This is a genomic window from Microbulbifer maximicatervae (SeqCode), from assembly GCF_052467505.1.
In genome coordinates this window covers 1,008,997-1,026,954 of record NZ_CP174313.1, presented here as the reverse complement: position 1 = coordinate 1,026,954, position 17,958 = coordinate 1,008,997, and the positions used below count along the sequence as shown (strand labels likewise).

Below are 17,958 nucleotides of genomic sequence, written 5' to 3'. Positions count from 1 at the left end.
TACCAAATGAGACCAAATAATAGCTAACACGAGGCATCTGTGAACAGATGTCATATATAAGGATGTAGTCGAGACCAGGCTAGAGACTAAGTATTGCTAGACACAACTGTCCAGGTACAGGATCCCCTTTCTATCAGTAGAAAAGATTAAATAGCTCACTCCAGCCTCAAAATCATATTTACAAGAGCAAATATTACCAGACGTAACTAGCTTCTTACCTGCGATTTTTCCCTTTATTGACTCTTCAAAATCGAACAAAGTGACTACTTCTAAAACATGTCCGCCCTTACCACTACCCTCAACGATTACTTCTTTTCCAATACTCTCAGCGCTACCTATAAAAATTATTCTGTGATCCTACCCACCAAAGACGGACACTCTCTTAAGCGATAAACTACGCAGCAGAGGTGCCCTATGACACGATCAAGTAAATCAACCAAAACCACTCGTAAAAAATACTCAGAGGAATATAGAAAAGATGCCCTAGCACTGGCGGTCAAGGTAGGGGTAAGCGTTGCCGCTAAACAGCTTGGGTTACATCCTTCCCAGATTTACGGATGGCGAAGCAAGGCTAAGTTACATCAGAGCCGAGGGGATGCCGAGAGAGAGCTGGCCACAGAGAATGCTCGCCTTAAGCGGCAGCTGGCTGAGCAGGCAGAGGAGCTGGCGATCTTAAAAAAGGCCGCAGCGTACTTTGCAAAGAGCCTGAAATGAGGTACGCCTTCATGCTAAAGCACAGGCATAAGTTCAGCATCAAAGCGATGGCTAAGGTATTGAGCGTATCTCGCAGTGGGTTTTACGATTGGGTGTCAAGATCGGCCGATCAATCCAAGCGCCAGCAGTACCAAATGGAGCTTGATGGTTTGGTACAGCAGCGCTTTATAGCCAGTAAAGAACGTAGTGGCGCCCCTCGCCTGACGAGGGAATTGGCCAGTGAGGGGAGTAAATATAATCAAAAAACAGTTGCTGCCAGCATGCGTCGACAGGGCCTACGGGCTAAAGCCGCCAAGAGATATAAAGCCACAACCTACTCAAAACATGGTCTGCCAGTGGCCCCAAATCTGCTCGAGCAGAACTTCAATACTGAAGCGCCGAATCAGAAATGGGTCGGGGATATTACCTACCTACGAACAGAAGAGGGTTGGTTATATCTGGCTGTAGTGATAGACCTATATAGTCGGCTGGTTATTGGTTGGGCGATGTCAGAAACGATGACAGCTACATTGGTCTGTGACGCCCTTCAAATGGCTTTATGGCGACGTAAGAAACCTACAAATGTTATCGTGCATACTGACAGGGGAAGCCAATATTGCTCTAAAGATTATCAATCTTTAATTACAGCTTATGATCTGCGGTGCAGCATGAGCGCCAAAGGTAACTGCTATGATAACGCCTGCGCAGAAACGTTCTTCCACTCACTTAAGGTAGAAGTAATCCATGGTAACCGCTTTCCTACAAGGTGCCTCATGCGGGAAACCGTATTTGAGTATATAGAAATAGACTACAATCGAAATCGCTTACACAGCGCCAATGGCTATCTCAGCCCTGAGGCGTTTGAGGAACAACTAGTCGCTTAGTGGTGTGTCCGTTGTTGGTGGGTAGGATCACTGCTTCTATCAACAACAAACTCTATTTCAGAAGTACCTCTTTCACGTGAAACTGTCTTGTCATGGAATGATGTCCAACAACTCGTAGAATAGGCATCAAGTGAAATTGCCAAAGCGAATAAAGCTAGTATATATTTTATGTATTATTACTTTAACCTTAAGTAAGCTGTATGACTGACGTTAGCAACAATAAACTAAAAGGATTACTCATAAAATTTACCACGTTTGAGAAATATATTTAAAGCATGCTTTGACTCAAATAGCAGATCACACCACTCTTGAGAGGACGGTTTCGAATCTGGCTGAACTCTCTCCCAGAATTTATTTACAGCTAATAAAGATTCAATTTCTTCTCTCACAAATACCTCTTTATCAAATTGAATTATTGAATTAGCATCAAACCAATCACTCCAGAACTCAAGGTTAGCGATTGCAACATCAAATCTAAATTCATCTGAGAAAAGTTCTAGAACCTCTATGATCCTATTCCTGACTCTTTTCTCTATACAATTCTTCTCTTCAGGTTTCATATTTGAGATATCTTATTCTCGCCTTATGCATAACGTCGCGCTAGACGACAGAAGCTAAGCCGACTTGAACTCCTTTTTATATTTTTGTACTCATTAAGTATTCTGGGTGACCAGTATGCTCATCTCTTTGTTCTTTTACTACTTTAAATTCTTGAGACAAGTAAAACTGATAGCTAGAAACGTTCTCTTTGTAAACAGAAAGTATCAGCCTATCTCTTTTTGACTTTGCATGGTTAAGGAGCTGTTTGCCTACTCCTCTTCCCTGTAGAGAGGGAGAAACAAATATAGCTGCAAGCGTATCGCCACTAAGTGAGTAAAAGCCTACTACTTTACTTTCCATCTCATAAACATATGTCTCCGATGTAGGAATGTAAACATCTCTCATATCACTTAACTGTGCCTCCCAGAAATCTGAAGGTATGAAATCATGAGCTTGAATAGAAGCTTGCAACCAAATATCCAATATAGTAGGCAGATCGTTACGGTTATATAACCTAATCATTTTGATAAATTCTCAGTAAATTCGATAATATTGCTTTTATTTCAACAACAATCTCAGTAAGGATAGTCGCATGAGTGAGTTTTATATTTAACAACGCTCTTTAAATAACCCTGCCATCTAGTGATTTGTAAAAATGCATAAAAGCCCCTGAGGGGCACTTCGCAAAATTGATGAGTTTGTATTTTGATGAAATTTCACCGCTTTCGAACAGTCGCTTTCCTTCTCCAACAACTACTGGAAACGTCCAAAGCCTAAGCTCATCTACCAAGTCATGCTTTAGAAGTGACTGCACCAACTGCCAACTTCCATGAACTTGTAGTAAAGGCCCATTCATTTTCTTAATTTTTGTTATCTCGACGACCGCATCTGCCCCCTTTAGCTTGAATGAATTATTCCATGTGAGATCATCATTACCTGATGTTACGACATACTTTTTTGCTTGATTAAGTTTGTCTGCAGTTGGATTTCCAGGTTTGGCATTTGAAAAACTTGTGGCAAATAAATTGTACGTATTACGCCCTAATAGCAGATCATAAGGTTCCGCCATGGCCTCCCTTCCGACTTGCTCCATAACTTCATCCCAATAATCCTTGGCCCAGCCTCCATGACTAAAGCCACCTGAAAAATCTTCCTCAGGCACACTCGGTGCTTGCATTACTCCGTCAAGTGTTTGAAATACTAATATGGCTAAATTTCTCATTGGTTGATTCTCGCGAAAGAGCCGAATAATTTGTGCCAAATAACGCTAAGATCAGCTATATAGGCGCAAATACACCGGAAGTGAATATAGCGCTGAATTATAAAGACCACTAACAACTAGAAAAAGAAACACGGCAGGCATTTACTATACATGAGTTCAATAGCGATATGAATCTCAAGCACAAATAGTAACGCAGCGATAGCTTATCTTATACAGCTAATATCTTAAGCCAGAGTACATTTATGCAGCACCTTGGTTTTGCTTGTTAGGCCAGTTCTTTGAAAGGAAGCGAAATACAAATACCGCACCTATAAAATTGATTATACTAGCAATCAAAATACCAATCTCATCATCTACGCTCTCAGAACAGTTCTCGAAGCAACCTCCATATGAAAATGCGAGCAAAGCAGAACAAGCGGCAATTGTGATACTTAAATATACACCAACCGAAAAACGGGCGAATTTAGAGAATTTTGACAATCCCTTCAGTCCTATCGGAGCAAAAAGCGTAGCTAACAGCAACGCTCCTAAAGACGGGAAATATATATACGAAATCATGTGGTCTAGAAATTCCTTATTCATGCAGTCCTCTTACAACTATTAACTAAAAAGCAGTATCTATATACCATGCCTACCTATAATTCTAAAGCTTCTCGTCCCTACAGTAAAAAGAGCGATAGATAAAGGAATCGTATTAAGTTGGCACCTATGTTTACCAACAAAAAAACTATTCCTCTCCAATTTTTACACATGCCCACTCTTTACTTTGAGAGTAAACAAGTAAGATACATATCTTTCTTAAGGAGCTAAAGCAGACCTCCCCTATGGATGTTGAAATTAAGTAAGAACAAGTTATGTGTACCACTCAGCCGTACTAACTTGGAAAGAGGCTGGAATTAAAAACCACAAAATGGAGAAATCCATATCAACCGACTGTTAACCAAGCTTCAGAAACACAAACCCTTATGATTTCCTACCTGAGGTTCGCACGATCTCATCGCTTCCATCAATCCAGTTCAGCATACCATTAATCGATAGGAACCATGAAAACTCCACTTCTATTTCTTCACTATAAATGACAGCACCCTCCCTAACAGCCCCCTAACCCAATGTATGGCATATAAAATAGAAAGTAAATATTATAAATGCAAGAGAAGCATCAACTACTTTTAGTTCTAACCGGCTCTCTTCCCAGGTAACTTTTTAACCAAAAAATTTAAAAGGAATTGAGTTTTATATTGTATTTTAAATACGACAACTGATGAGAAAATTGCTACCAAAATGGCACCTAGTATATCTAAAGGATAGTGAACACCAACAAAAACTCTGGATAAGCCACTAACAACACTCAACAGGCACAAAACAGCACCGATTACCCTAGTTGATTTGTTAAATAGAAGCACTATAGCTATCGAAAAAATAAACGTAGTATGGTCTGAAGGAAATGAAGAGTCCGGCGCATGTTCTACTAATTGCGTACCGAGATTATTCACAAATGGACGAGAATGATAATAAAAAACAGAAATAATATAGCTCATTAACATACCGAGCAACACAGGCAACCCGCAATTCAGGCTGGACCTTTTTCTTTCTATACTTGGATCAAACCATAGATAGAGCATCACGAGCATAAAAATATAAGGCATGACCTCTGCTGCAGCTATTAAAACAGTATCTAAAATTGCACTTTTTCCTGCAAATTGATTAATAAGAACAAAAGTTGTTTCGTTGAATTTTTCCATTTAACAACCTCTAAACTCCTTCAAAATCTTAATATTAAGCCTTTATCCAGGCGAAACAATGTGTACCCAGCATGGTACAAGCGGTAGTTTTTGGGCTGGAATTCATTAGTGTATGTAGCCAGCTGCTTTTATACTTGGAAGACATAGTACTGTAATAGACTTTAGTCTTTGTAGTGCTCTAGTTGCTCAATAGCTTCAATCCATCCCTTATCATAGTTCAGGAGTCGAGATACACCATAATTCCCCCAAACAGGAAGAATATAATTAACACTAATATTTTAAATTGGAAGCTCATTACTCATATCTATTTACCCTCAAGGTAGTAGTGTAGAGAATTTTCTACTTTTACTTATCAAGCGCTATTCTTTAACAATTTAGCACTGGAACATATGTACTTTCGCTGACTTTAAATTCGATTGGCGGGATTGTAACTTCTTCACCATTTACAAATAGAGGCGGCAGTTTTACCGTAAAATACTCCAGATTTTCAGGAGATATTACTACCTCAGGTCCCCAGAACCCATAAGACTCATCAGATGGTATTTGGTATGGCTGTTGAAAAAATGGCAGCTCAACTTGGGATTCACTACCATCAAGAAAAATGATAGTAGCTACAGCACTTGAGAATGAGATCTCGATATGTTGGGATTTGCGTTCGGCGATTAAGCTCTCTTTAGTCTTCTTTTCTTGCTCTGAGGGAAATAATGACCAAGTGCCATTTGGCTCAGGATGTCTATACAAGACAGGCCTTACATAGGCAATTAACTTTGTACCTTCTGGGTGGCGCTTTGTAGGTTGTTTGGCCAAGACTCTAAATATCAGCCAATCGTAATCAGGAAGACTGAACTCTAGAACTTTTTCAGCCCCATAACATGCCGGGTTTTCGGTGCTGTACCACCCTATTGGAGCACTCGGTTTCAAGTATGGTCCGGTACTACAACCAGCTAAAATAAAAGCAGCACAAGAAAGTAGATTTATTCGCTTAATACTCAAATACACTCCGATGTATAACAGTTAATCCATCAGAAGCTTATATATCATGCTTCTATCTAGTTTCATAGCTCATAAGTCGAACCACACAAAAAGTTCTGAGAATTAAAAGCTCATTGTAACTGATACGGTTGTTCAAATCAGACATTGGACAAGACCCGCTATAATTCTATCCTTTCCATTTTCTATATTTTTTAGAGATTCTAGTTAGGTAAACGAGCTAGTGAAATAGCTGCTATACATAATAAAGTATAGCCACCAATACTGCTTCCACTCTCCTCCCTCGGGTGATTAAGCACTTTATCCGCTGCCCCTTTCATACTATCTAATCTCGCGCCCACCTACTCCGCCCCAAAGAGCTAGTTTACCTACAAATTGGAACAAATCTCTCAGTCGCAGAACTGGAACTGAAAAGAAGCCATACGTTGTTTCTGGTGAATTTACTCGGAAAGCTATCTAATGAGCTGCGGCGAAAAAAGCTATGAAGTTATCGGAAGGGTTCGCTTCAAGTCTATTTGAAATGGATCTAACACCGATGGAGTTGTTTTTGAATAAAACACCTTGAGGTTTATGGTGTTGAATGTTAGCAAAATTCGCCGAGCGCTTGTGCTACTAAATGTCCATCTCAACCGGCGGTTCTGCTGACACAGGCCATACCAGTCCAGCTCTTGTTACTAGGAGCAATAATACAAAAGACATCTCCAATGCGAGAAATATACCAATAGGGTGATTAGGAACCCCGCGTATCATTAGGTAGAACAAATAGCTCGTAGTAAGCAAATTTACCGTGAGAGTAACGTTGAGGGCATAGCGACGTTCTTGCCAGAGTGGCTTACAGAGCAGGAGGTTCAACACCGCCGTGCCGGCGAGCATCACACCGGGTAACATCAACAACAAACGACGGAATAAACCGATACCATCGCTGGTTACCAACGGCCAGATGGCAACAAAGTGGCCCTGGGCTCCAAGGAAGAGAAACAGCCCCAGAACCACAGTGCCACAGGCGGCAAGGCGATAAAGTGCATTGCGTTGCAAAGCGGGCTTTGATCTAGAAGCCGACATCACGCTCCCCCACGGTGGCTAGGCCACATTCATAGGCGAATACGACTGCCTGCGCACGATCGCGCACCTCCAATTTTGACAGCAAACTGGAAACGTGGGTTTTCACGGTAGCAGGGCCAATAAATAGGGTCTCGGCAATCTCTGCATTACTCTTGCCTGCGGCGATGGCTTCCAGTACTTCACGTTCCCGGGTGGTTAGGCGCTCCAGCCGCTTTGCCAGGTTGCGCCCAGTTCCCAGTTTCTGTGCGAACTGGCTGATCAAGCGTTGGGTGATGCCCGGTGCAAGCATGGCACCGCCCTCTGCTACGGTGCGCACTGCCTGTACCAGCGCCTCTGGGGGAATATCCTTGAGCACAAAGCCACTGGCGCCAGCCCGCAGCGCACGAAACACGTATTCATCAGGATCGAACGTGGTCAAAATAATGACACGGCAAGTTGCATCACTAGCTTCCAGGATGCGCGCTGTGGATTCCAGCCCGTCCATCTCCGGCATACGGATATCCATTAAGATGATATCCGGCTGGTACACTCGCGCGGCTTCAATTGCCTCGACGCCGGTACCGGCCTCGGCGACCACCTCGATATCGGGCTGGTTATCCAGAATCAGGGCAAAACCGCGTCGCACCAAAGCCTGGTCGTCCACTACCATCACTCGCAACATTATGTTTTCACCATTCCTGTAGGTAGTTGTGCATATACCTCAAAACCGCCACCATCGACTACCCTCGCATACAGATAGCCACCGAGCAGTTCCGCACGCTCGCGCATTCCCGCGATGCCGTGCCCACCGCCTGGCTGACCATCAATAGCTATTTCCCTCATGGGCCGCTCGCCGAGAGTATTTCCATCATCGCGCACTCGAATTGTGAGAGTGCCGAGGTCTGCGCGCACACTCACTTGCACCCGAACTGCGGCACCGACGTGCTTGATGGCGTTTGTGAGGGATTCTTGAACAATACGATAGGCGGCGAGCGCGACACTGGTTGGCACTTTCTCCAGTGCGCCGTTGGCCTCGTAGTCAACCTGGGTTAACACCTGTCGGACCTTTTCAATCAGATCTGGCAAATCGCCGAGTTCTGGTTGCGGAGTGAGCGCAGTGTCGTTATTAGTCGGTCGCAGTACACCGAGTAAATGACGCATTTCTGCCATGGCCTGACGGCCAGCCGCCTCTACAGAAGCCATAGCCTCATTGGCAGCTTGCGGGTTATTGCGGCTGATAGCTCTGGCGGCACCGGCCTGCACAGTCATAAGACTCACTTGGTGCGCCACCACATCATGCATCTCACGGGCGATTCGAGTGCGCTCGGCTACAACTGCGCGCTCGGATTCGGCATTGCGCTCGCGCTCCAAATACTTGGCCCTCTCTTCCAACAAGCGCAGATATTCGCCGCGAAAGCGCAGCCGGCGGCCGATATACCACAGCGCCCATACCAGCATCACTGTTACTGTGCCTGCGGCAGTTGGCTGAACCGGAATACCTTGGTCAAGCGCCACAAAAACCAGCGTCGCGATAACGCCAAAAAAGCTAGCCCGGGTATTGGCCTCGTAACGACCGAGGCTATACAGCGAAATCGCCATAGCCACGATGCCATCTGCCGGCAAACCCAGCTCCAGCAATATTGTTGCGCCGAGAATAACGGCCTGTACCTGCCAAGGGTGGGTGCGACGCCACAACAGAGCGAAGGAGCCAACGAATGCACACTGGAAAGCAACAACATCCCACAGGCTCTGTATGGATAGTACTTCGGGGGAGCCGTTGCGCGACCACATCAAAAGCGTCAGCAAGAACATAAGCAACGCAATAAACAAGTCGGTCAGGTGCGGCCATCGCTCAAACGGCCCACGTAAGGGCCGCCACATAGGGAGCTTCGGCAGTTCCGTGCTGGTATTGGGCGGATTCGGCGCAGGCGTACTTAGGGACGAAGATTTCATTTCCGCATGCTAAACCAGGGGCAACCAGCTGTCATGGGACTTTCGGGGGAGACGGATACGGCAAACTCTCCACCTTTTGGGGGAGTTCGATTCCTGCCTGCGGCCGATGTGCGTAGGTCTGAAAAAGCAGAACATGCTCGGCAAGCACACTCAGACCCAATGCGGACCATAATCGCCTGGAGAACCCCATGAACGACGCTGTACTCAGCCAAACACTACCGCGACCATTCGACACCCGGCGGGCAGTTAACCTGTCGGTAAAAACCTGGTTCTGCATCGCGGCTATCGGCCATGCGATCTTCTTCGCCTATATCCTGGCCGTCTTCTACCCACCCATTGCCGAATCAGGAGTGCATGGCTTGAAAGGGCTGCACCTGCCGGCAGGCTTCCGCGAGGGAGATATTTTAGGCAACCTGGCTTCGGTGAGCCACGTGCTATTGGCCGCGATTGTCATTGGCGGTGGTCCACTTCAGCTAATCCCTTCTGTGCGGCGCCATGCCCCTAACTTCCACCGCTGGCTGGGACGCAGCTATCTGCTGACCGCTGTCATAGCCAGTATTGCGGGGCTCTACATGACCTGGACGCGGCACACCTTTGGCAACCTGGTGTCGCAGATCAGCATTACAATGGACGGCATACTGATTCTGTTATTTGCCTTTCTGGCAGTGCAGACTGCGATGGCCAGACGCATTGCTGAGCACCGCCGCTGGGCCTTGCGTCTTTTTATGGCAGCAAGTGCAGTGTGGTTTTTTCGTGTAGCCTTGATGGGCTGGGCAATGCTAACCGGCGGCTGGGGGATTGACTGGAAATCCTTTACCGGGCCTTTCCTATATGCACTGGGCTTCGGCCAATACCTGCTCCCACTGGCCATGCTGGAATGGTATTTTCACTGTCAAAAGCGTGGAGCCGCACAGGGTACCCAGATTGCGTTTGTCAGTACACTAGTGCCGCTGACCGTGTTTATGGCCATTGGTATTTTTGCTGCTACGATGGGAATGTGGCTGCCACGGATCTAAGGCTACCTGGGCTGGTTATCGTGAACTTCTTGTGCTGATTTGGCTTTAGAGGTTCACGACTTGGAAATCCCGCTCTGAGCGAAGAATTAGAAACTAGAGTACTAAATTAATTTTGGCACTATGCATTTGTGTGATCCGAGGAGTTACCTCGTACTGACAGCTCGGCACCCACCTTCCCCTATTCTACACCCTCAAGCTATTTTAGATGCCTGTTAGCCTGGCTCTCACTTCCATAAGTGCGAACCCTAAAAGATTAAGGCCTTTCCAATCGTTAGGATTTTCTGACGCAGAATGATCTTGGGCCAGACCAATGCCCCATATTCTATCTACTGGACTAGCCTCAACTAATACTCTGTTTTCTGTATTAAGCAAAAATTGCTTTAGCTCAGAATTTTGAGAAAACTTGGCAAGATTAGCATTTACCACAATCTCAAATCGTTTCTCATTCCATATTTCTTGCTGGAATCCAAGTACCCCGCGACCAATTGCCTTAGCCTCTCCAGGAGTGCCAGCAAGGAGAACTTTCTTGCACGCACTGTCGTCACCAAATAACTTCGCCTTATGGTACATCATGTAATGCTCTGCAGTGATAAATCTATTTCCATCTTCTACGAACTTTGACTCATACCACTGACTAAAACAGCTTTTTGATACTTGACTTCCTTTTTCCTGGTGCCCCCAGAAAAAGATATACTTCACCCTATTGCCTTGATTTACAAAATCAACAAGTTCATCTCTAGTTGTGATCTTCACATTTACTGCCATATGCTTAATGTAATACTGTTCTTAACTGTATTTTACTGAGCGCTCACAGAGTAAGCCAAAGTGTTGGAAATTTTTCATTAAATTATCTTAGACCCCAAGCGTTGAATCCTATAGGAATTTAAGGTTCTAAAAAAGTGTACCTCAAGGTCTAAGCTTATTTATGTTACCCCATTGAGCATTAATGACGACTCCACTAAGAGAGACCGTCATTAAGTTATTAAAAGCTAACGAGATTCTAATTGTTGTTGCTGAGCGCGCTCAACATAGTCTTGATATGCAGGAATTGAAACCGCAGCTAAGATTCCAATTACAGGTATTACTACAAAGAAGAGTATAAGCACTAAAACTAATGCAGAACCTCCATTTTTATGCCCATATTTATCTAACCACTTCTCGTCAGACGTGCATAAGAACACAATTCCTTCGATAAAGGAGATTAGTCCTGGAATTCCCGTCCAGCAGAATAGAAGATAGAACAATCCCCACCACTGCCCTAGGTAGAATCGATGAATACCAAAGCCACCTAAGAATATAGCCAGCAATCCTGCAGCCACTTTTCCTTTGCCGCCTACCTGCTGAGCCGCACCGCAACTTGGGCAAGAGGGTGCCGTTCTTGAAATCTGGGACCCGCAGTCTCTACAAAATACTAGGTTTCGTTCAAGCTCAGATGTGGGCTGTTCATAGATATTTCCGTCCACATTAATACTCCTTAATCTACTTCTAAAATATAACAGTTCTCTCACAAGCAGCGACTATATATCACGCTTCTCTATAATTCTAAAGGCTACCAAACTGTCCACCTCCGCACCTCCAGCTTATTCAGTCCACAAGAGCCAATTCCCAAGGCACTCTTCAAAGAATGAACACTCATATCCAGAGTTTCAGTGATAAACAACTAGGTTTCTCTTCCTAAAAGCGAATGGCAATCAAGTCAAGATAGGCATTCATGCCCTCAATTCTCACTCCTCCCGCAAAGGAAGGAGCTACACGGAATGAAAAGCGGGTAGTCGATTATCCAAAGCATCAAGCCGAATAGAGGGCCAAACTCTAAGGAAGCGCCACTACCCTTTTAGGTAGCAGCATATAAGTGTATTTACCGTACTCACCCCACCATCATTAGCATAACGTACAGTATGTCGCAGCCCCGTTGAAAGCCAAACAAGTGGCTAAAACGAGATTTATATACTGGTTAGATGGTCCTACCTGCATGATATAGGTCAATCGCCAACTTTCTTATCTCAGCTGACATTACAATCCCCTCTCGCCAATTAACTGGAATGTTGGAGTACCCATAAAAAGCACCCGCCATCTGCCCGCAAATAGCCGCAGTTGTATCCGCATCATTACCGAGATTTGCAGCCAAAAGGATACACTCGCGAAAACTATTTCCATGATAAAAGCACCAAGCAGCCGCAATCAAACTCTCTATCACATATCCACTGCCATTTATCTCCTTATAGCCAAGTGCGGAGAAATCCTTGTTGGTTAGTGATCGAAGTTCCTCGCAATAATCAGCTGGATCTAACCCATCAAAAACTTCATCTTTACTTCCCGCTCTAAAAGCTCGATAAATCAATAGTGAAAGCATCCGGCAAGAGCTTATGCAAAGATAAGACCCATGTGTTGTCCTTGAGCTTTCTCCAGCATATTTGATACAAAGCTCTTCGCTCTTACTGAAGAAAATAGGTATTGGTGCCAGCCTCATTAGCGATCCATTCCCAGATGACCGTATATCTATACTTCCAGAAAATGGGTCTCTAGTTTGAAGGTATTACTCTAAGGACTTGGATACTGTAATTCCGATATCAAAACATCGTCCGTTACTACTCATATACCCGTATTGATACCAATTACAGTAGCGATTCATTTGGTCTTCTGGATCAAAGTCGAGTTTGCTTAAGAGGCTATGAGCAAGGCAAAGAGCCATAGATGTGTCATCTGTCCATTCTCCACGTTGTAGCCTAAAAGGGCCGCCTCCAACCATATCTTTAATTGGCTCGAACGTACCTCGTACCTCAAACTCCAGCGTAGTACCTACAGCATCTCCGCAAGCTAACCCTACGAGAGATCCAATAATTCTGTCTTCCAACTTAAATATTACCTCAATCCTTGTTTGCCAACGCTGTGATAACTACAGCTATTCTGTCATCGTAACTGTGAGACGATAGCGAAGTCATGTACATCTAAGGACCCTCTGATCAACGAAGCATTTTTCCAGAATTAAGCTGAGCTGCTTGAAAAATTCACTTTATTACGCACAAACGCGTAATTTGCGCGTAATAGTCCACTAATTTTTCATCTGAAACCCTCAATAGGTGGATTTCAGGCGAACCACCCCTAGGCAGCCAAGTATTTTCTCCCTATTATTAAGTTGGTAAAGCCTGCCAGTAAGCACAGCCTCTCAGTATTTTTTACCAGTCCCCGATAGCGGACCTTGTCATAACCAAATACCCGTTTGATGTAGCGGAAGGGGTGCTCGACCTTCGCTCTTATCTGCGCCTTGATCTTTTCCGCTTTACGAAGTGCATCACGCCCTGGAAGAGTTTTTAGCTTGCTCGGCTTCATTGCTATATACCAATCCGCCTCCCGCTCTTTCAACTCTTCACGTTTCTCCGCACCAATGTACCCAGAGTCTCCCCAGATTCTTTTCTCCTCCCCGTGGAGAACTCGCTCTGTAGTTGTGACATCATGCGAATTCGCTGCTGTTGTATCTATGCTATGTATTACTCCGAGCACATCATCAACCCCGATATGCATTTTCATTCCAAAATGCCACTGATTGCCTTTCTTTGTTTGATGCATTTCTGGATCACGTTTTTTCTTTTTATTCTTGGTTGAAGTTGGCGCAGAGATAATAGTGGCATCTACAATCGTACCTTCACGCAGTACCATGCCATTCTCAGCAAGATGCTTGTTGATTTCATCAAAAAGAGCTGCACCTAGCTGATTGAGCTCCAGTAAGTGGCGAAAGTTAAGAATCGTTGTTTCATCGGGAATTGGGCCGCTCAAAGTCAATCCAGCAAAACTACGCATGGATTCAATTTCATACAGTGCATCCTCCATAGCGGGATCACTGAGATTATAAAATAGCTGCATGCAATGAATACGGAGCATGACACTCAATGGATATGGCTGTCGGCCACGTTTGCCTTGTGGATAGCAAGGAGTGATCTGAGCTTCTAGTCGCTGCCATGGGATGAGGGCTTCCATTTGAGAAAGAAACTTCTCTCGGCGAGTTATACGGCGCTTTAGCTTATATTCTGCTTCGGCAAAGGTGACTTGGTGCATAATTCATCGTAGTCTTGATGGGTAGGTGAATATTACCAATATTGGCTTGGAATTATTCAGAGGTTCCCTAATATGTTTTAGTTATCTGGATATCGTATCTTTTGTTTTAAATATCTCGCTAGCTCGTGGTAATTCAGCGTGAGCACGAACCCAAATGGTTCGTTTGGAATGAGGAATGAATTACTGTCATGTAAAGCATCGCTTTCATTATCTTTGCTTGTTAATAAAGGGATGTCTACTATACCGACTGTTATCGGTAAAACCTCAACCCCTCCAGAATTTACAAAAGTACAGTAACAATGACTGATTCAGCTATTCAATTAGATCTTACTCATATACAACACAGAAATATAAACAATATGTAACTATATGAAAAATAGAGGCCATCCAAGGTCAGGCGCAAAAAACACCCTACTGGAGCGTAAAGATGCTTACAAAATCCTCTCCTCTAATTAAAAAAATACTTGTCGGCAATCCCGGATGGGAGTGGTTACCTATTTTAATTACGCGAGTATCACTGGGATTATTTTTTTCAGTATCAGGATACAACAAGCTATTTATCCCTGAGAGGCATGCAGATCTTATAAACTTAATGAGTGAAATAGGAGTTCCCTTTCATGAATTTATGGCATTTTTTTTAGCTTCTGTGGAGTTCTTCGGAGGGTTACTTTTAATGGTAGGCCTACTGTCAACACTTGTCGCCGTCGTCCTGTCTTTTGTAATGATTGTTGCCATTACTACCGTTGAAATAGAAAGTGTCATCCCTAAAGATATTGGACCATTAGATTGGATGAGCTGGTTTCTTTATTTACCTCAAGTTTTATATATTATTTTATTCATATGGCTAATAATTACAGGCCCTGGAAAATTCAGTTTAGACACTCTAATCACAAGTAAATTAGGCATTAACAGGATCAAGTAAAAATGGAATGACACCTAAGAAAAGATACATTGCGTTGAGGTATTATCACTATATTTATACCTAATAGTAACATGCCAATAAAGCAGTAAATGCGCAATCTAATTCACCATACGGTGAGCTTATAGAACTTCATTGTTAGTAAAGTAGGTAAAGATTTTACTCCCATATACTCAGGATGAATTGCATAGACACACTCTATCCAGCAAGTTGCTAAAACAAAGATAATACCTACCAACGTCCCCATTCTAGATACAAAACTCCAATATCGTTATATACAATGAAATTCTCTTTTCCAGACAACTATTGGATTTGGTCTAAACTAACCCAGATCAGAGTTAGCTCCCCCTAACAACCAGATAGTAAAGGCGCAATTTGCTTTGGGAGAGGTAAACTCATTAAGGCTTACCATAGCGCTCAAGGGATATGAGATGGAAAATCAGCCCTCCGTAAAAAGTACTCGATTTTGGTTATGGATTTCAATTCTTATTTTTGCTGCCTCCAACGCGGTCGTTGCGAAAATCGGGGAGCTAGGTGCCAGCCACCCTATTAATGGAAACAACCCTATCTCTTTTTGCAACCTCTTGTTCGCTGGAAATCTCTTGGCGGGTATCACCCTTTTAATTATCTATAGAAAAGATTGGCGCCTCAGCATCTTAAAGCAGTATCCTTTCAAAGACTGGTTTTACATGTTCGTGCTTATTTTGATGTCTGGAGTTCTTGCCCCCGCCTTCTTCTTTATTGCTCTGATGCTCACAGAAGTGACCAATGTCGTTTTAATTGCAACTCTAGATGCTCCCTTGGGGCTTTTGTTCGCTTTTCTGATGTTCCGGGAGAGGCCTACCGTGTTCTCAATAGTGGGCGCCCTTGTGGTAACGGTTGGTGTTATTGCAATTTTTGCCCTACACCAACCCCCGATGGACGATCCAATGAGTATGAAAATGCTTAATCTTGGAAATCCAGCCATGAACCAATTTCTTCAAGACCTCCCCAAAGCTGGAGAAATTTTAACCGCTTTAGCTACACTCTTAGGGGTCATTGCGGTTCAGGCAAGCCGGAAACTGCTTGATCGCGTCCCTATTGGCGTGTTCTCAGTTTTTCGTATGCTTGCAGGGGTGATACTGTTTTCGATTATTGTCCTCTCTGTATTTGGCCCCCACCACTTTGACGACCTTTTCTCTCCTTTCCTCTGGGTATGGATGCTTGTATACGGAGCAATCATTATTGTCTTTGGGCAGATCACCTGGTTTAAAGGACTCCAAGGAGGAGCCAGCTCTGCTGATATCTCTATCGCGACAGCCATTACCCCCGTAGCCGGTACTTTCTTCGCCTTTCTTATCCTGCAAGAGGTTCCCAACTTCGCTCAAATCATTGGGGGTATCATTATTATGTCCGGAATAGGTATCTCATTACTCGGCCAATATCGCGAGCAAAAAGCCGTCGAAATGAAGTATGAAAAACCATGCTCTTTTAAAGGGGTATAGAGCTTAGTAGATGAAACAGATATTATAGTGGAGACATAGGTGACGATATAGGCTTTGCAAGGCTACGTAGTGGACCTTGCGAAAATTCAAAGCTCAAAACTATCGCCTATATTGAGAGAAATCTCTGCTCGCATGGAGGTATAGCTAAAAGACATTGGTGAAAAACTTCCCTTACTCGGAAGCTAACTTACCTGAGGTTGGATTTCTGAATTAGCCAACCCTGACTAAATGGCAAAAAGCCCGAGCTATAATTTAAGCCGGTAAATACTTACAAGTACCAATTCAAATCTGACCTTCCAATTACCACTGCTGTAGAAAACACACTGCCAATCAAAATCCGAATTAATATAAGCAAGGCTCACCCTCGGGTCAACCGTAGCCAACTATCTATTCATAGGCGAGTAGCAATGTGTTTTCCTAATAAACTAATTCTCAGGGAACCATAGCGATTTTATATTACTCTAGAACATCATACTTTCCAATTCCATCTATACCAACAATTACCGAGGTCACGCCCTGAAATATCTGGGGTAAAATTTTTTACCCTGCGGGCCATTGAGATCTGCATGACTATGCATGTCAACAAACCCAGGAGTAACATATAACCCCTCAGCATTAATGGTTAATTTAGCCTTGCTCCTAAGACTATCAGCGTTCCCTACAAAGACTATCTTGTCATCGACCATTCCTACATATTGCTTTATCCATGGATTACCTGAACCATCGATAACTTTTCCATCAAGAATCAAAATGTCCAAATAATCTATTTTATTGTTCTGTGCCAGAGTTACCGCACTGTAGAAAAGGAAAAGTAAAACAAGGCAATACTTAACCAATAAACTTTGTGTAAATTTCACAAACACTCCCCGTCAACTACATAACCAAAACCAAAAAACTTCACGATACGGCGAAATAGACAATTCAACACCTTTAATACTCTACACTTTCAAATACCGCTATTTTTAGCACAAATTTAAACATCAAATAATATTATACCTGCGATGAGGAAATTGAGAATCGACTTGACATTCATAATCATCCTTATCAATTTATCTTTATATGGCACATCACAAAAACACAGATTAACGGACTTAAAATTCACCGCATTCTAACCTTATCTGTTACAACCTTTGAGTTAAACACTACTTATCGCTTAAACAAGACTGGCTATCGATAGAATTTCATACGGATCTCGAATTTTCCTGGCATTGCAATACTAACGTTTAGTTAACCTTATAAATATTGACTTAACCAATGGCTTCCCAGCACTAGCAGCTTAATATCTAATTTTCCATTCTACATCTATTACCCTTTTGCCTTGCTCTACTCTTCTACCAAAGATCAATTACAAGAACCTCTACGCACTAAGCTTTTCCTTACCCAAAGTATCACTAGGAAATAGGCTACTGATTCGACTCGGA

17 protein-coding genes and 1 pseudogene are annotated in these 17,958 nt (G+C 43.5%); 4 read left to right on the top strand and 14 right to left on the bottom strand.

What is annotated here, in order from left to right:
• Nucleotides 1–414: 414 nt before the first annotated feature.
• Nucleotides 415–1,577 (top strand): IS3 family transposase gene (locus ACJJIN_RS04630; RefSeq protein ID WP_444897071.1). Its coding sequence is split into 2 segments (ribosomal slippage): nucleotides 415–673 and nucleotides 673–1,577, totalling 1,164 coding nucleotides; the frame shifts between segments, so codons are not numbered across the junction.
• A 233-nt stretch (nucleotides 1,578–1,810) separates the two neighbouring features.
• Here the strand turns inward: ACJJIN_RS04630 and ACJJIN_RS04625 are convergent.
• The 9 genes from ACJJIN_RS04625 to ACJJIN_RS04585 form a co-directional block, all read right to left on the bottom strand.
• Complete coding sequence (locus ACJJIN_RS04625) at nucleotides 1,811–2,137, bottom strand: hypothetical protein (protein ID WP_444897070.1); 327 nt, start codon at nucleotides 2,135–2,137, stop codon at nucleotides 1,811–1,813.
• Between the two features lie 76 nt (nucleotides 2,138–2,213).
• Nucleotides 2,214–2,639 (bottom strand): N-acetyltransferase, encoded by a 426-nt coding sequence (locus ACJJIN_RS04620; protein WP_444897069.1) that lies wholly within the window; start codon nucleotides 2,637–2,639, stop codon nucleotides 2,214–2,216.
• A gap of 100 nt (nucleotides 2,640–2,739) precedes the next feature.
• Nucleotides 2,740–3,339, bottom strand: a complete 600-nt coding sequence (locus tag ACJJIN_RS04615; protein WP_444897068.1) for a dihydrofolate reductase family protein — start codon at nucleotides 3,337–3,339, stop codon at nucleotides 2,740–2,742.
• A 240-nt stretch (nucleotides 3,340–3,579) separates the two neighbouring features.
• A complete protein-coding gene (locus ACJJIN_RS04610) occupies nucleotides 3,580–3,921 on the bottom strand; it encodes a hypothetical protein (protein ID WP_444897067.1) in 342 nt (113 codons plus the stop codon).
• Nucleotides 3,922–4,514: 593 nt separating this feature from the next.
• A complete protein-coding gene (locus ACJJIN_RS04605; RefSeq protein ID WP_444897066.1) occupies nucleotides 4,515–5,081 on the bottom strand; it encodes an undecaprenyl-diphosphatase in 567 nt (188 codons plus the stop codon).
• A gap of 366 nt (nucleotides 5,082–5,447) precedes the next feature.
• A complete protein-coding gene (locus ACJJIN_RS04600) occupies nucleotides 5,448–6,074 on the bottom strand; it encodes a hypothetical protein (protein WP_444897065.1) in 627 nt (208 codons plus the stop codon).
• A gap of 609 nt (nucleotides 6,075–6,683) precedes the next feature.
• Entirely contained in the window at nucleotides 6,684–7,133 is a 450-nt protein-coding gene (locus tag ACJJIN_RS04595; protein WP_444897064.1) for a hypothetical protein, read from the bottom strand.
• Nucleotides 7,120–7,794: a response regulator gene (locus ACJJIN_RS04590; protein WP_444897063.1), complete on the bottom strand. Its 675-nt coding sequence runs from the start codon at nucleotides 7,792–7,794 to the stop codon at nucleotides 7,120–7,122. The genes ACJJIN_RS04595 and ACJJIN_RS04590 overlap by 14 nt, the downstream gene beginning before the upstream one ends.
• Nucleotides 7,794–9,065, bottom strand: coding sequence for a sensor histidine kinase (locus ACJJIN_RS04585; protein WP_444897062.1), 1,272 nt, complete (start codon nucleotides 9,063–9,065; stop codon nucleotides 7,794–7,796). The genes ACJJIN_RS04590 and ACJJIN_RS04585 overlap by 1 nt, the downstream gene beginning before the upstream one ends.
• Nucleotides 9,066–9,253: 188 nt before the next feature.
• Here ACJJIN_RS04585 and ACJJIN_RS04580 point away from each other — a divergent pair, with 188 nt between their 5' ends.
• Nucleotides 9,254–10,081: a DUF2306 domain-containing protein gene (locus ACJJIN_RS04580; RefSeq protein WP_444897061.1), complete on the top strand. Its 828-nt coding sequence runs from the start codon at nucleotides 9,254–9,256 to the stop codon at nucleotides 10,079–10,081.
• A 201-nt stretch (nucleotides 10,082–10,282) separates the two neighbouring features.
• On the opposite strand, the gene ybiA is transcribed toward ACJJIN_RS04580, so the two are convergent.
• The 4 genes and pseudogenes from ybiA to ACJJIN_RS04560 all read right to left on the bottom strand — a co-directional run bounded on the left by ybiA (nucleotide 10,283) and on the right by ACJJIN_RS04560 (nucleotide 14,134).
• Nucleotides 10,283–10,834, bottom strand: a complete 552-nt coding sequence (gene ybiA, locus ACJJIN_RS04575; protein WP_444897060.1) for a riboflavin biosynthesis intermediates N-glycosidase — start codon at nucleotides 10,832–10,834, stop codon at nucleotides 10,283–10,285.
• Between the two features lie 236 nt (nucleotides 10,835–11,070).
• Entirely contained in the window at nucleotides 11,071–11,544 is a 474-nt protein-coding gene (locus ACJJIN_RS04570) for an NINE protein (protein ID WP_444897059.1), read from the bottom strand.
• A gap of 491 nt (nucleotides 11,545–12,035) precedes the next feature.
• Nucleotides 12,036–12,935, bottom strand: a pseudogene (locus tag ACJJIN_RS04565) (ADP-ribosylglycohydrolase family protein).
• Between the two features lie 248 nt (nucleotides 12,936–13,183).
• Nucleotides 13,184–14,134, bottom strand: coding sequence for an IS5 family transposase (locus ACJJIN_RS04560; RefSeq protein ID WP_444895065.1), 951 nt, complete (start codon nucleotides 14,132–14,134; stop codon nucleotides 13,184–13,186).
• Nucleotides 14,135–14,561: 427 nt separating this feature from the next.
• Here ACJJIN_RS04560 and ACJJIN_RS04555 point away from each other — a divergent pair, with 427 nt between their 5' ends.
• Complete coding sequence (locus tag ACJJIN_RS04555) at nucleotides 14,562–15,056, top strand: DoxX family protein (protein WP_444897058.1); 495 nt, start codon at nucleotides 14,562–14,564, stop codon at nucleotides 15,054–15,056.
• Nucleotides 15,057–15,484: 428 nt separating this feature from the next.
• Nucleotides 15,485–16,537, top strand: a complete 1,053-nt coding sequence (locus ACJJIN_RS04550; RefSeq protein ID WP_444897057.1) for a DMT family transporter — start codon at nucleotides 15,485–15,487, stop codon at nucleotides 16,535–16,537.
• A gap of 509 nt (nucleotides 16,538–17,046) precedes the next feature.
• Here the strand turns inward: ACJJIN_RS04550 and ACJJIN_RS04545 are convergent.
• Nucleotides 17,047–17,394: a hypothetical protein gene (locus ACJJIN_RS04545; protein ID WP_444897056.1), complete on the bottom strand. Its 348-nt coding sequence runs from the start codon at nucleotides 17,392–17,394 to the stop codon at nucleotides 17,047–17,049.
• Between the last annotated feature and the right edge of the window lie 564 nt (nucleotides 17,395–17,958).